The organism is Aerococcus sp. NPDC058936, assembly GCF_042741995.1.
In the GTDB taxonomy this organism is placed as follows: domain Bacteria; phylum Bacillota; class Bacilli; order Lactobacillales; family Aerococcaceae; genus Aerococcus.
This window is the reverse complement of sequence record NZ_JBHYKZ010000008.1, coordinates 46,366-60,088: the sequence shown is the minus strand read 5'-3', so window position 1 is coordinate 60,088 and position 13,723 is coordinate 46,366. Positions and strand designations below refer to the sequence as shown.

Annotated in this window: 12 protein-coding genes and 1 riboswitch; of the genes, 5 read left to right on the top strand and 7 right to left on the bottom strand. The window is 39.6% G+C overall.

Annotated elements, in window-relative coordinates; translation table 11 throughout:
• The first annotated feature begins 7 nt into the window (after positions 1 to 7).
• From ACFW0C_RS07400 to ACFW0C_RS07385, 4 genes are read left to right on the top strand one after another with little or no spacing between them, the layout of a single operon-like run.
• Positions 8 to 1,165: an acyl-CoA dehydrogenase family protein gene (locus tag ACFW0C_RS07400; protein ID WP_338191380.1), complete on the top strand. Its 1,158-nt coding sequence runs from the start codon at positions 8 to 10 to the stop codon at positions 1,163 to 1,165.
• Entirely contained in the window at positions 1,162 to 1,956 is a 795-nt protein-coding gene (locus tag ACFW0C_RS07395) for an electron transfer flavoprotein subunit beta/FixA family protein (protein ID WP_378106553.1), read from the top strand. Before ACFW0C_RS07400 ends, ACFW0C_RS07395 begins: the two co-directional genes overlap by 4 nt.
• Positions 1,957 to 1,968: 12 nt before the next feature.
• Entirely contained in the window at positions 1,969 to 2,961 is a 993-nt protein-coding gene (locus ACFW0C_RS07390) for an electron transfer flavoprotein subunit alpha/FixB family protein (RefSeq protein ID WP_290491573.1), read from the top strand.
• A 15-nt stretch (positions 2,962 to 2,976) separates the two neighbouring features.
• A complete protein-coding gene (locus ACFW0C_RS07385; protein WP_378106551.1) occupies positions 2,977 to 3,627 on the top strand; it encodes a Crp/Fnr family transcriptional regulator in 651 nt (216 codons plus the stop codon).
• Positions 3,628 to 3,965: 338 nt separating this feature from the next.
• On the opposite strand, the gene ACFW0C_RS07380 is transcribed toward ACFW0C_RS07385, so the two are convergent.
• Entirely contained in the window at positions 3,966 to 5,306 is a 1,341-nt protein-coding gene (locus tag ACFW0C_RS07380) for an IS3 family transposase (RefSeq protein ID WP_378106549.1), read from the bottom strand.
• A gap of 169 nt (positions 5,307 to 5,475) precedes the next feature.
• Entirely contained in the window at positions 5,476 to 6,828 is a 1,353-nt protein-coding gene (locus ACFW0C_RS07375; protein ID WP_378106547.1) for a D-serine ammonia-lyase, read from the bottom strand.
• Between the two features lie 313 nt (positions 6,829 to 7,141).
• On the opposite strand from ACFW0C_RS07375, the gene ACFW0C_RS07370 reads away from it, so the two are divergent.
• Complete coding sequence (locus ACFW0C_RS07370) at positions 7,142 to 7,420, top strand: chorismate mutase (RefSeq protein WP_338191385.1); 279 nt, start codon at positions 7,142 to 7,144, stop codon at positions 7,418 to 7,420.
• Between the two features lie 92 nt (positions 7,421 to 7,512).
• On the opposite strand, the gene ACFW0C_RS07365 is transcribed toward ACFW0C_RS07370, so the two are convergent.
• The 5 genes from ACFW0C_RS07365 to galT form a co-directional block, all read right to left on the bottom strand.
• Positions 7,513 to 8,679: a M20 family metallopeptidase gene (locus tag ACFW0C_RS07365; RefSeq protein ID WP_338191386.1), complete on the bottom strand. Its 1,167-nt coding sequence runs from the start codon at positions 8,677 to 8,679 to the stop codon at positions 7,513 to 7,515.
• An 18-nt stretch (positions 8,680 to 8,697) separates the two neighbouring features.
• A complete protein-coding gene (locus ACFW0C_RS07360) occupies positions 8,698 to 10,113 on the bottom strand; it encodes a YfcC family protein (protein WP_378106546.1) in 1,416 nt (471 codons plus the stop codon).
• Positions 10,114 to 10,208: 95 nt separating this feature from the next.
• Positions 10,209 to 10,358, bottom strand: a riboswitch (Lysine riboswitch).
• 119 nt (positions 10,359 to 10,477) lie between these two features.
• Entirely contained in the window at positions 10,478 to 11,155 is a 678-nt protein-coding gene (locus ACFW0C_RS07355; protein ID WP_149314600.1) for a YjjG family noncanonical pyrimidine nucleotidase, read from the bottom strand.
• Between the two features lie 47 nt (positions 11,156 to 11,202).
• On the bottom strand, positions 11,203 to 12,132 hold the full coding sequence (locus ACFW0C_RS07350; RefSeq protein ID WP_069285822.1) for an alpha/beta hydrolase: 930 nt from the start codon (positions 12,130 to 12,132) through the stop codon (positions 11,203 to 11,205).
• Positions 12,133 to 12,241: 109 nt separating this feature from the next.
• Positions 12,242 to 13,723, bottom strand: a complete 1,482-nt coding sequence (gene galT / locus ACFW0C_RS07345; protein ID WP_048727288.1) for a UDP-glucose--hexose-1-phosphate uridylyltransferase — start codon at positions 13,721 to 13,723, stop codon at positions 12,242 to 12,244.

Genomic DNA, 13,723 nt, shown 5'->3' with positions numbered 1-13,723 from the left:
AAAATACATGGATTTTAAATTCACTGATGAACAAGAACTACTCCGTAAGATGATTCAAAAGTTTGCGGAAAAAGAAATTGCCCCAAGATACGAAGAGATTGAAAAGGAAGGCTACCAACAAGACCTAACAGATAAAATGGCGGATGTTGGGATTGTAGGGATTGCTGTCCCTGAGGCTTATGGTGGCGCTGGCTACGACTTTGTAACGCAGACTATGGTGATTGCTGAACTAGCAAAAGTTAACCCCGGTGTTGCCTTTACCCTTGAAGCCCACTGGAAAGCAATCGACCAGCTTGTCGTTTATGGTAGTGAAGAGATCAAGGCCCGTTGGTTACCTAGGGCTAATCGGGAGTTATTTACCTTTGGACAAACTGAGCCAGCTAGTGGATCTGATGCTTCTACCCAACAAACAACAGCTGTTCAGACTCCAGATGGTTGGTTGTTGAACGGGAATAAGGCTTTCTTAACCAACGGAGTTAAAGCCGCTTCTATGTACCTTATTTTAGCAATTACCAGTCCTGAAAAAGATACTGAACATAGCCGGACTGTCTTTATCTTAGATAATCAAAATCCTGGTTTTGAAAACGGTCGTGTTGAAGACTTTGTGGGGATGCGCGGATGTCCAGTCGGTGATATTTACTTATCAGATGCCCTTGTACCGGATATTGACCGCTTAGGTCCTATTGACCAAGGGATGGAAATTGGACACAATGCCCACTATACAGCCCGGTTTTTAATGGGTGCACTAGCGGCTGGTATTCAAGATGCCGCCTTGAAAGCTTCTATCAACTATATTCAAGAGCGTGAACTATTTGGTGGTAAGATGTCTCACCTTGATGGGATTAAATTTAGAATCTCTGATATTGCCATGGGCTTACATGCAACAAAACTAATCATCTACCAAGCTGCCTGGTTAAGAGATCAAGAAGTTGACCATAAGATGGAGACAACAACCGCTAAATTATTTGGCTCAGACCAAGCCTTGAAAGCAGCTAACCACGCTATGCAGATTTTTGGGGCTTATGGTTACTCCAAAGAATATCCAGTTGAGCACTTATGGCGTGACGCTAAGGCCTTACAATATGCTGAAGGTGCGTATGAAAAACTCCAATTAGACATCGCAAATTCAGTCTTATTTGAATCTAGAGAGGAATTTACGCTATGAAAATCGTCGTATTTATAAAAGAAATCCCTATCACTAACCACGTTAAAATTGACCCAGAAACGAATAACCTTATTCGGAGTGGTGTTCGCGGCCGTATTAACCCCTTTGATGAACATGCCATTGAGACTGCTGTTCAGTTAAAAGAAAAATTTGGTGGTACAGTATCTGTTGTCAGCATGGGCCCTGATTCTTTTAAATTGAGCTTGCATGAAGCCCTAGCCATGGGTTGTGACGAGGCTTATCTACTATCTTCACGTGCCTTTGCTGGGTCAGATACCTTAGCAACTGCTTATACCCTAGCTCAAGCTGTACGCAAGATTGGGAACGTGGATCTTATTTTGACAGGTTTAAAGGCAATTGATGCGGATACGGGACAAGTTGGCCCATTAATTGCTGAAGAGTTGGATCTACCACAAATCACCAACGCATCTGGTATAGTCGACCTTGATTCAGTTAATCAAACCATTGATGTCAATAGGTATTTGGAAGTGGACCAAGAAATCATCCGTGTTTCTTACCCCTTAGTTATGAGTGTTGGTGATGAAATCAATAAACCGCGGTATCAATCGCCTCTTTTGATTAAACAATCTATGCAAAAAGAGATTACGGTATGGAACGAGGGTGACCTACATTGTGACCTCGATAGAATCGGTATCAAAGGGTCCCCTACTATTGTGACTGAAAGCTTTGTGCCGGAAGAATCAGTCCGTCAAATGACCATGCTTGAAGGGTCGCCGACGGAAGCGGCCGAAGCATTGTTAGCCATTTTGTCAGACAAACATATCATCTAAGGAGGTAAGTCCATGAATCAAGGAAAATCATCAGGTATATGGGTGGTTGCTGAAATTTCAGAAGAAACCATCCACCCTTCAACGCTAGAATTATTGGGTAAAGCCCATGAAATGAGTCAAAATAGCCAAGATAGTGTAACAGCCATCCTCTTAGAAACAAGTCAAACTAATCACGCAGCAAGTCTTATTGGCCACGGCGCTGACCAGGTGTTAGTTGTGAAAAATGACTTATTCGCTGACTTTGACCCTGTATTATCAAAAACAGCTATCAAGCAATTAGCTGACGACTACCAACCAAATATTATTTTATTCGCAGCCACTCTTAAAGGGAGAGCTTTAGCGCCAAGACTACAAGGTGCCCTGCAAACTGGTTTAACCGCAGACTGCCTCGACCTATCTATCAATGATAAGGGGCAGTTGCTACAGATTAAACCCTCATACGGGGACAACTTGATGTGTACAATTCTAACACCAACCCGTCGTCCACAAATGGCCACAGTCCGGCCAAATGTCTTTAACACTCTCCCCTTTGACAATACCCGTCAAGGTGCTATTATAGACCTAACGATTGCCTTAGAACGGCCTTATACCTACCAAGTCTTGGAACGAATTCCAGGTCAACCACAAACGAATCAAATCACTGAGGCAGATAAGGTTGTTGCTGTTGGCCGCGGGATGAAGATGCAAGACAATTTAGTCTATACTGAAAAAGTAGCCGACCTACTTGGCGCAAAAGTTGGTGCTACCCGTCCCCTAGCAGAGAACGGCTGGTACACACATGACGAGCAAATTGGTCAAAGTGGGGTCACTATCCAACCGCAATTACTCTTGAATTTCGGGATTGCAGGCGCCATCCAATATACTGTCGGGATGAATCAGGCAAAATTTGTATTTTCTGTAAATAAGGACCCTAAAGCCGCTATCTTTAAAGAATCAGATGTCGGGTATGTCGGCGATGCGGTTGCTTTTGCCAAAGCTTTAGCTAAACAAGTAGAAAGTAAATAACAATGAGGTGAAAATATGTTAGCCCAGGATAAAATCAATGATCTAAGACAATTTGACCTATTCAAAGAGCTGGATTGTCAAACGCTAGAACAAATTGTCCCTTATTTTACTAAACGCTTGTACAAACGAAATGAAGTGGTCTACGCAACCAATACAGAAGCCCACTATTTTCTCTTTGTATTAACTGGTAAAGTAAAGATCTTTAGATTATCAGAGTTGGGAAACGAACAAATCATCCGGATGATTGCACCGATGGAATTTACTGGTGAACTAGCCCTATTTGAAGGTATCCGCAAGGCGCATGCCGTAGCTATGGTAAAAAGTGAAATTTACCTGATTGAAAATCAACAATTTAAACAACTGCTGATGGACTACCCGCAATTATCCCTTAAGATGATTGAAGCCTTGTCTCAGCGGCTACACGCTTCAGAAGAGCAATCCATGTTATTATCTACTTGTACCGCAAAAGACCGGTTATTCAATTTCATTTGTAAGGAAGCCGAGTTGGTGAATGGCCACCGAATCTTCTATCACGAGGAAACGAAGCGGTTTTTAGCAGGATTTTTAGGCATGTCATCTGAAACACTTAGCCGATCCCTGCATCAATTAGCTGATGAAGGCAAGATTAAAGAACGGCATAACCATCAGATTGAAGTCTTTTGTTGAGAAATATTGAGTTAAATTTAACTTCATAAACGTCTATAAGCATCGAACCTTCACTTTAGTTGGAAAGGTTCGATGCTTTTTGCAAAACGTACCAAGATGCATTTTGAATTCTTAATACGAGAACAATGACATAGATGAAGCCTGCACCGATTAGTGCGAATGATCCAGCTTTTTTGTGCCAAATTTTTTCGTAATTGAACTTACAAATGATGCTATTAATAAGGCACTTAAAGTCATAACTACAGTGGCAATTGTTGCTAAAAATTGGGCAAAATAAAAAAAGAGTAAGTGAGCTGTGTGAAACCCTATCGTTAAACTGAACAAATAAAAAAAGAGAGTTACGCTACCCACAAAAGATGATCCCGATAAGCTGTCGGGGTCATCTTTTTTAATTTTTTCTGATAGCGACGATTGTTGTAAAATTCAATATAATCTTCAACTGCATACCAAAGATCTTGTAGTGTTTCTGTTCTTTCAGATAATACAACGTCCTTCATATGACCAAAGAATGATTCCATAGGTGCATTGTCCCAACAGTTACCGCGCCTCGACATAGACTGTATTAGCCCCATATTCTCAACTTTTTCCTGGAAAATAGGGTAGGTATAATGAACCCCTTGATCTGAGTGGATATACCTTTCCATTACTGGCATATCCTTAATCACATTATTTAATTTATCTAGCGTTTCATAAACTAAATTCATTTTTAAGCTAGTTGAGAAGTGATGTGCAACAATCTCGCCGGTAGCACCATCCTTAACCGCTGAAAGATAGGCCCATTGTCCACTTCCATAAGGAAGATAAGTGATATCTGTGAGAAATACTTTGTACGGGATACCTTGATCAAACTGACGATTGACAAGGTTTTTCTTGGTAGCATTTTCTTGGGTTGCCTTCATCATTTTACGGTATGGATTCGCTGCCCGTATTGATGATATGATGTTATTCTTGCGCAAAATTCTTCTGATTTTTTTATGATTCATTACTACATCGTATTCAGTTTCTAACGCCATTTTTATTTCATCAATCCCACACTTCTTCTTATCCAGAAAAATTCTATATAACAATTGGAAATCTTCCCAATCATTTTGATCACGCTCAGCACGTTTATCGCTACTATTTAGCCAGTAATAGTAGCCGCTTTTACTTACCCCTGCAAGGTCGCATAAATGATTCACCATTCCAGCAAGTTGATTCTCACGAATAATTTGGTTAATTAATCTAAAGCGTTCTTGTTTACTTAAGTCGTTTCTTTTGTCGTTTTTCACGCTCCTCTCGTGCTGTTCTAATTTTTTTACTAGTTCGAGATTCCCCTCTAGATAGGCTATACGGGCATTTGCTTTGTCTAGTGCCTCTTGTAACGATAATTGTTCTCTTGGTCCATAGGGACCATTATTTTTTGAACCACGAGTCTCTTGTAACAATACATCTTCTCCGTGATCTTTATATAATCTTTTCCAACGTGATAGTGATTGATCGGATTTTCCTTTTCCGATTAAATGAGAAGGAAGTCCAGCAAGTTCAAATATCTGAGTGGATATCATGCCTTGTTTGCTTTGTTTAATGGCCTTTATTTTGAATTCTGATGAATAGGTAATACTTTTCTCTGTCACACTTTTCACATTAGGATTGTTTCTTAAAGCTTGAATCTCAGCTTGGCTATATATCTTTTTACTCAATCTGCCCACTCCCTTCTGTATAACTCAAATAGAGTATACCGAAAATTTTGCATAAAAATAACCCGAAAACTTACAACACTCTTTTTTTGAGTGTTCAGTTTTCGGGTAGAGATTCAGTGACACTCAATTACCCTTTTCTTCTATAGTGATTTCGATTTATCGTTTCACATTATTGATTGGCTTTACCATTTTCGTAGAATAACACTTGCTCATCTGCTGGTACCATTGACCCACCAGTTGCCCATGCAATATGGGTCATGTTAGCTACTTTATCTGTTAAGTTCTTGTGACGCAGATAGTTTTGCCCCGCTTCAGTAGTGAAGAGTCTTTGTGGACCAACTAATCCTGCTGTGGCTGCTGGCTCTACAAAAATATCTTCTACATCTTTCAGTGTTGTTAACAGACGATTTGACTCTTTGTCAGTCAATGTATAACCACCATCAAAGATACTTGACATTAATTTAGCCACGATTTGAGAGGTTCTAGGTACTGCTAGACCGTCCATAACGGTTAAGCCATCAATCCCAAAGTCATAGACTGAAATATCTGCAAATTTCTTAGAGATTAACCCTAGTAACATAGATGGTACATGAGTTGGTTGAGCAAAGAAGCAGTGAACATGATCCCCGTAAATTTGTTTCAAACCATAAGTAATACCACCTGGACTACCACCCACACCACATGGTAGATAAACCATAAGTGGATGGTCTTCATCGACAACGATTCCTTGATCAGCTAACTGTTTTTCTAGTCTTGACGCTGCAGTTGTATAACCTAAGAACAATTGAATTGAATGTTCGTCATCAATAAAGTAAGCATAGGGATCTGATTGAGCTGATTGACGCCCTTGGTCTACGGCTTCTGTGAAGTTGGTCTTATGTTCAATCACTTGGACACCGTGGCTTCTTAAGTAGTCTTTCTTCCATTGCTTGGCTTCATGCGACATATGGACTTGGACATTGAAACCGATTTTGGCAGACATCACACCTGAAGAAATCCCCAAGTTACCTGTAGTCCCAACAACTACAGTGTACTGTTTAAAGAAATCTTGGAATGCCTTAGTCGCGAATTTCGAATAGTCATCGTCATAACCTGATAATAATTTCTCTTCAAAGGCTAATGCTTCAGCATGATGCAAGACTTCATAAATAGCCCCTCGAGCCTTAATAGTACCGGCAATCGGTAATAAGTCATCCCGTTTTAGGAACATTTGGCCAGGAAATGAAAAATCATAAGTGGTTTCTAACACAGTCTTGAATTTGTCAATGTCAGAGATTGGCGATTCAATCAGACCATCTAAAGCCACCGTATCTTCGAAGACTGCTTTGATAAATGGTGCAAATCGTTTTAATCGTGCCTCTGCATCTTTAATCTCTAGGACTGACACATCCAGTTGCCCTTTTAAGTTCTTGAAAGGTACATGGTTATCATTCTCCCAAAAAACGGGCTTACGGTCACGAATATCACCTAATGTTCTTTGATTCACATGTTCTCTTGTTTCAGAGATAGATTCTGTTGACATATCTATCCACCCTTCATATTAGTTATTTTGTTTAATGCACATTTTTCAACTCAAAAATTATAACGATATTTTGCCAGTTCGTCAATAAATCCAGATGGTGTAGGCAATCCTTATTTGCAATTGCTTTTGATTTGGTCCTTATTTATAATGGATAGGATGAAGTATTGATGCTTAAATCAATATCATGAAAAACAAGTGTCTTGGGTAAAGGAGATTGTCCAGCCAAGCTAGCCAGTATGCTGATTTGGTCGTCATCCGCCCCCGATATAAAATTACAAATCTAAATTAAAATTAGCCGTTAAAGGAGAAAAACATGTTAGAAAAAGAACGTACTGAAATTGACCGCCTTGACCGAGAAATCGTGAAATTATTTGAAGAAAGAACGAAAATAGTTGAACGCGTAGCTGAGGTCAAGCTAGCCAATAATAAAGACATTTTTGATGCTGGTCGAGAAGCCCTAGTCATTGAAAAAGTTCAAGGTTACTTAGAAAACCCTGAACTTAAAGAAGAATTAGCTGATTTATATACTGAAATCATGCGCATATCACGTGGTCATCAAGAACGTTGGATGGCTAAACAAGAAAGTAAATAATCAGCACATATAAATAAAGCAAATACTATTATTTGCATTTAAAAACGCCCGAGTTTCCTCAGGCGTTTTTTGATTATTTTAAGATTAAATCTTTAACGATTAGCGAATTCTGTTTGAATATCGGTCAGTAACTCTGGTTTGCTGATAACATCAACACCTGTACGCGCCAGCGTTTCAACAACTCGCATCATCATGTCATAAGCAAACGGTGTTTGGGTGCAGTCTCTAAATTCAGGTGTATGTCCGATAACACGTTTACCGTCTGTGATTGAATAGTAGGAATGGATTGAAGGAACAACATGGCTAACATCCCCCATGTCAATTGATCCATTTTCCCCTAATTTTTCTGGGACCATTTCAATGCCTAAGTCGCCTGCATTTTCGTTGTAGACAGCAGACAATGTCTCATTCGTAATCATATCCTTGTAAATATTTTCAAAGTCTGTGTGCTTCATGGTACAACCACTGGCAAGTGCTGCGGCCTTAGCACAGTTGATGATTTTTTCCGATAAAACTTCCATATATGGCGTATCCAAGGCGCGGACATAGAACTCCGCGCGTGTGTATTCAGGGATCACATTGGCTGCGTCTCCACCATGGGTGATAATCCCATGCACACGGGCAGATGACCGCATTTCTTGGCGTAAGCTATTGATATTGTTAAATAGGTTTAACATAGCATCTAGGGCGTTAATCCCCTCTTCTGGCGCTTCCGCAGCATGAGCTGGTTTACCGAAAAATTCAAAAGCAATTGGGTGGATAGCCATTGAAGTCCCAGACATAGTATTTTCATCTGAAGGATGGGTACACATAGCCACATCTACGTCGTCAAATACGCCTAAATTAGTCATATCTACCTTAGTTCCAGTTGTTTCTTCAGCAGGCGTTCCTAAGACAATCACTCGGCCCCCAGTCTGGTTGATCACCTTAGATAAGGCGATACCTGCACCAGTGTCTACAGTCCCAAGCATATTGTGGCCACAACCATGTCCGATTGAAGGTAAGGCGTCGTACTCAGACAAGTAAGCAATTGTTGGGCCAGGTTGACCTGAATCAAAAGTCGCTCTAAAGGCTGTATCAAAGCCAGCATATGGTGCTTCAACAGTGAAACCATGTTTCTCAAGCAATGCAATATGAGCCTTTGACGATTTAAATTCTTGATGGCCTAGTTCTGGATTGGCAAAAATATAATCGCTCAATTCTCTTAAGTCAGTTTCTAGGGCGCTAACTTCTTGATGTAATATTTCTTTTACAGTCATAAAATTTACTCTTCCTTTCTAGAATGGGCCATAGCTTACAAAATGGGCAAAGATTAAGAAAGCCAATCCGATTAAGATGTATACGGCAAGTAACGGCATGAACCATTTAAACCACTTGTTGTATGGAATTTTAGCTAGTGACAATTCAGCCATTAGGACACCGGATGTTGGAATAATAGCATCCATGAAACCTGACCCTAATTGAAAAGCAAGTACAGCTGTTTGCCTTGTGATATCTAGTGAGTCAGCGATTGGTAACATGATTGGCATAGTCGCCGCAGCTTGACCTGAACCAGATGGGATAAAGAAGTTAATCAATATTTGAATCACGTACATACCAACTGATCCTAAGATAGTTGGGAAAATGTTTACCACTTGTACAAGATTGTAAATAATTGTATCTAAGATCATTCCATTTTCCATGACTACTAAAATACCGCGGGCGAAAACAATGGCAAGTACTGAGAACATCATCTCAGCAGCACCAGAAACGAAGGTGTCGGCTATTTTACCAGTTGAAAGACCCCCGATTAAGGCTGAAACAACTGCCATGGTAAAGAACATTGCACCTAGTTCGTCAATAAACCAACCAATCTGGAATACACCGTATACCATCATGGCAAAACCGGCTAGTAAAGCCACAGAAATCCACTTGTGGCGTGCTGAAAAGGCTGGTAATTCTTGTTCGCTTAAGTCCTTGTAATCATCTGCAGCTTTATCAGCGGCTTCTAAATCTGCTACTGCGCTCTTGGTTGGATCAGCTTTGACTTTCTTCGCATAACGCATAATAAAAATTGTCGTTACAGTCCAAAGAACAATGAATAAGGCGATCCGTAAACCAACACCTGAGAATAGCGGTAATTCAGCTAAGGCTTGGGCAACACCTACTGAGAACGGGTTCATAAACCCAGCGTTAAAGCCGACTGCAGCCCCAAGAATTAAAACGGCAATCCCTGTCATGGCATCATATCCTAAAGCTCTAGCTAGTGCGATACCGATTGGGATGAAGAGGATAATTTCCTCTGATAAACCTAGAGTGGCGCCACCTAAACCAGTCACAAAAACAAGAATAGGAATAAAAACTTCCTCGCGTCCTTTTAAGGCACGGACTAAACGACCCATTAGAGCTTCAAGAATGCCTGTTTCGTTAATTAATTTGAATGATCCACCAGTGATAAAGAGGAAAAATACGATAGATCCTACCTCAATAAAAGCTTGCGGCAAGGCCAGAATCAACTGGAAAGGATTTTGTGGGCTAGATTCAATAAAGTGGAAAGAATCTGGGACTAAAACAGTACGATCATCGACCAGCGTTCGTTCGAACTCCCCTGCTGGTATAACCCAAGTTAAGATCATCATGATGACCATGATTGAAAATAAAAGCACTAATGCATTCGGCATGTGTAACTTTTTTGGAAAAAGTTTTGACTTCATAAAAAAGCTCCTTTAATAAAATTCAATAAAAAAATACCAAGGCAAGCAAAAGCTCGACTTGGTATCGGTTGAATACAGAAATCACTTTTGCCCGCAAAGTAGAAAGCGCTCCTGGAAGGAATTGGGCATTCCTTTTTGGCAGTGATGCATTTATTAAATACACCCCCAACAGCAATCGTGCTATTTCGGCTAACAACCCTTTCTCCAAATGGATACTGATGTGATTAGCGGCCTCTTTCTATTCCGCATTTATTCATTTAAGACTAATCTTATGAAATAAAAGGTACAATGTCAAGAAATTTTACAATCGATGTTATATGCTATTGTACATTCATGACAAAAATTCGTTAAACTAAGCCAAAAACTATAAATCATATATTTCATTTAAGTGCGCAATATCATAGGTTGGCATTACTGGATCTTTTACTTCTTTCCTTTTTGGGTTATACCAAATGGTGTCGATTCCAGCATTAATACCTCCTTGAATATCTGACGTAAGCGAATCTCCAATAATGGCTGTTTCTTCTTTATTAAAATATGGGATTCTTGAGAATACTGTATTAAAGAAATTTATACTAGGCTTTTGAGCATTCAGTTCCTCAGATATGAACACATCTTTAAAGTACGGCATCAAACCAGATTTTTGTAAACGATAAGATTGCGTCTCAGCAATTCCATTGGTAACGATAAATAAATTTGCCTGTTTAGAAAGTGAATTCACTAGTTCCAAACTATTTTCAACAGGTTTTATACCTTCTTTTAGATACTGCCGATAATTTCTTTCCATTTCAACACTATCCACTTCAATTCCTAGTTGATTGAAGAAAATACCAAATCTACCATTTACAACTTGTTCTGAGGTTAAAATCCCTTGTTCGAATTGGCGCCAGCGACTTTGATTCATGGTATTATACATTTTCTCAGTTTCCTCATTATAAGGAATATCCATAGACTCAAATAAAAATTTCAATGCAACCTTTTGCGCATCTTGAAAATCTAATAAGGTATCATCTACATCAAATAATAAGTTTTTATACTTCATATTTACCTCTTTTTATTATCCTAAACCCATAGTATCATCCTAAGCGCTCAGGAATAAACGCCTTTTAAGATGATTTCTTTCAACCAATTTTCAGCTAGCGGTAGCCATTGCGCGGCAGTTTTATTCACTTGATTGGGCATGGTGGCAGAAAGCTCGTTAGCCACTGAAAGGCCGTGTGGTCCTTCTTGGAAAATATGCATTTCAAACGGAATTTGATTTTCTTCTAATGCTAAGGCTAGTGATAAGGAATCACGTACATTAACAACATCATCTTCACGTGTCGCCCAAATAAAAGTTGGTGCAGTATGTTCATTCACAGTAGCTGGGACAGAATAACGTTCAATTTCTGCTTCACTAGGTAGTGGTTTTCCAAAGCAAGCTAAAGATATAGCTGTTGCATAGGCCTTGATATTTGGGTCAGGATTGGCAATGTTTTGGTGATAATAATAGGCAATATCAGTTAGGGCGTAGGCAGAAATATTAAATGCTGGTTTCAAGGCTTTGCCCTTCAAATTTGTTGCATTTTGAATCACATCTTCATGCCATACATTACTGTACATCCCGGTATTGTGACCACCAGCAGAAAATCCTGCTAGGCCAATCTTATCAGTATCAATGCGCCACTCAGTCGCATATTGATGCAAAATTTCAAATGCCTTAGCAGTTTCTTGTAGCGCATGGGGGAAAATAACATCAGGTTTAACTGGAAATTGCCCTTCTGCAATGATTTCTGCAGTTGTTTTCCCTTGCCCATAGACCGAATATCGCAAGACAAATGCGTGAAAGCCCATAGCATTAAATGCCAATGCCACTGGTTCAGCTTCTCTATCTGAACAGTACATATATGAACCACCGGGACAGATAATCACGGCCGGTCGTTCAATATTCACATTACTTGTGCGGATTGGATCAATCACGTAGCTAGTTAAGGTCACATCATCACGATCATTATATAGCTTTATTACTTCTTTTTGCATCAGACGTTCTCTCCTCTAAATTTCATTAATGCCATTATAGCATTTGATTTTCATTAGAGAAAAAGAAAACCCCCGTCTCCAAATAGCAAGAAACGGGGGCATGAAAAATTTAAGAAACGATACCTACCGATTGAATAAATCGATTAAAGCCATCTTTTCCTGCTGGTGTATCTTTATACACGCCAGCATCTTCTAAGACGCGTACAAAAACATTTGCAATTTCATCTTTTAAAATAGTATGCACTGTATCTGGAGTAAACGTATGGTGATAATTTTGCTTTAATTCTTGTGCCCATGTTAAATGGTAAGCTGCAATATTATTTTCTTTATCTAATAGATAGTCAGCAACCGCCGAGATTTCATCTTTTAAGCGTGGTGGTAATATAGCTAAGCCCATTACTTCAATTAAACCGATATTTTCCTGTTTAATATGTTGCACATCTTGATGTGGATGATAAACGCCATCTGGATATTGTGATGAAGTATGATTATCACGTAAAACCAAATCTAGTTCGAATTTGTCCCCATTTTTGCGGGCGATAGGTGTAATTGTATGATGAGCTTCGTCCCCTGTATATGCAATTACATCTAGATTTGGATCTTCATATGTTTGCCAAGCCAGTCGGATTTTATCGGCCAAGGTCACCAAATCTCCGCGCTCTTTTCCTTGTAGACGTATCACAGACATGGGCCATTTGACAATCCCAGCTTGGATGTTTGGGTAACCTTCAAACGTGAATTGACTTTCAAAGGGTGCCTTAGCCATAGGGAAATCATGACGTCCCGTTTGATAATGATTATGCGTTAGAATTGAACCTCCTACAATCGGCAAATCGGCATTAGAACCAGCAAAATATCCAGGAAAAATAGCTACAATGTCTAATAATTGTTCAAATGTTTGTTTTGAAATGACCATGGGGACATGCTGTGTGTTTAATACAATACTATGCTCATTGAAATAGGCATATGGTGAATATTGGAACCCCCACTTCTCATCGCCTAATTGAAGACGAATAATTCTGTGGTTAGCGCGCGCCGGATGGTTGATTCTGCCTTGATATCCTTCATTTTCCATGCATAGCTGGCAAAGAGGATAACTAGAAGATTGCGCTTTTTTGGCGGCAGCGATTGCCTTGGGATCTTTTTCAGGTTTTGATAGGTTAATGGTAATTTCTACTGGTCCGTAGGCCGTTTGACTTGTATACGCAATGTTCTTAGCAATGGCCCCTACTTTAATATAGTCATTACGTTGACTCAGCGCATAAAATTCCTGGATGGCCTCTTCTGGAGAAATTTGATAGGTATCCCAAAAGTGTTGATTTAAAACACTAGGGGCTGGCGTGATAAAATCCATTAATGCAGCGCCTAAAGTATCTCGCTCTTCTGTTAAATCCCCTACTTTTCCGTTGTCAACAGCAACATCTACTAAGGCATCACGTAAGGAAATAAGGGTGGTTCTAGCTGTTTCTTGATTGGCACCTGCTTCACCAGTTAATGCTAAGATTCGATTGCGTAAATAAAAATGATCGTCTATTGTATAATCACTATTTTCAATAACCTGTGTAACAAAGGCATCAATTAGTTTTGCCAT

Excerpts from the sequence above, each read along its gene's own strand:
- galT (WP_048727288.1), bottom strand. The coding sequence starts at position 13,723 with ATGGCAAAACTAATTGATGCCTTTGTTACACAGGTTATTGAAAATAGT.
- ACFW0C_RS07370 (WP_338191385.1), top strand. The coding sequence starts at position 7,142 with ATGTTAGAAAAAGAACGTACTGAAATTGACCGCCTTGACCGAGAAATC.
- ACFW0C_RS07390 (WP_290491573.1), top strand. The coding sequence starts at position 1,969 with ATGAATCAAGGAAAATCATCAGGTATATGGGTGGTTGCTGAAATTTCA.
- ACFW0C_RS07355 (WP_149314600.1), bottom strand. The coding sequence starts at position 11,155 with ATGAAGTATAAAAACTTATTATTTGATGTAGATGATACCTTATTAGAT.
- ACFW0C_RS07360 (WP_378106546.1), bottom strand. The coding sequence starts at position 10,113 with ATGAAGTCAAAACTTTTTCCAAAAAAGTTACACATGCCGAATGCATTA.
- ACFW0C_RS07385 (WP_378106551.1), top strand. The coding sequence starts at position 2,977 with ATGTTAGCCCAGGATAAAATCAATGATCTAAGACAATTTGACCTATTC.
- ACFW0C_RS07395 (WP_378106553.1), top strand. The coding sequence starts at position 1,162 with ATGAAAATCGTCGTATTTATAAAAGAAATCCCTATCACTAACCACGTT.
- ACFW0C_RS07350 (WP_069285822.1), bottom strand. The coding sequence starts at position 12,132 with ATGCAAAAAGAAGTAATAAAGCTATATAATGATCGTGATGATGTGACC.
- ACFW0C_RS07400 (WP_338191380.1), top strand. The coding sequence starts at position 8 with ATGGATTTTAAATTCACTGATGAACAAGAACTACTCCGTAAGATGATT.
- ACFW0C_RS07365 (WP_338191386.1), bottom strand. The coding sequence starts at position 8,679 with ATGACTGTAAAAGAAATATTACATCAAGAAGTTAGCGCCCTAGAAACT.
- ACFW0C_RS07375 (WP_378106547.1), bottom strand. The coding sequence starts at position 6,828 with ATGTCAACAGAATCTATCTCTGAAACAAGAGAACATGTGAATCAAAGA.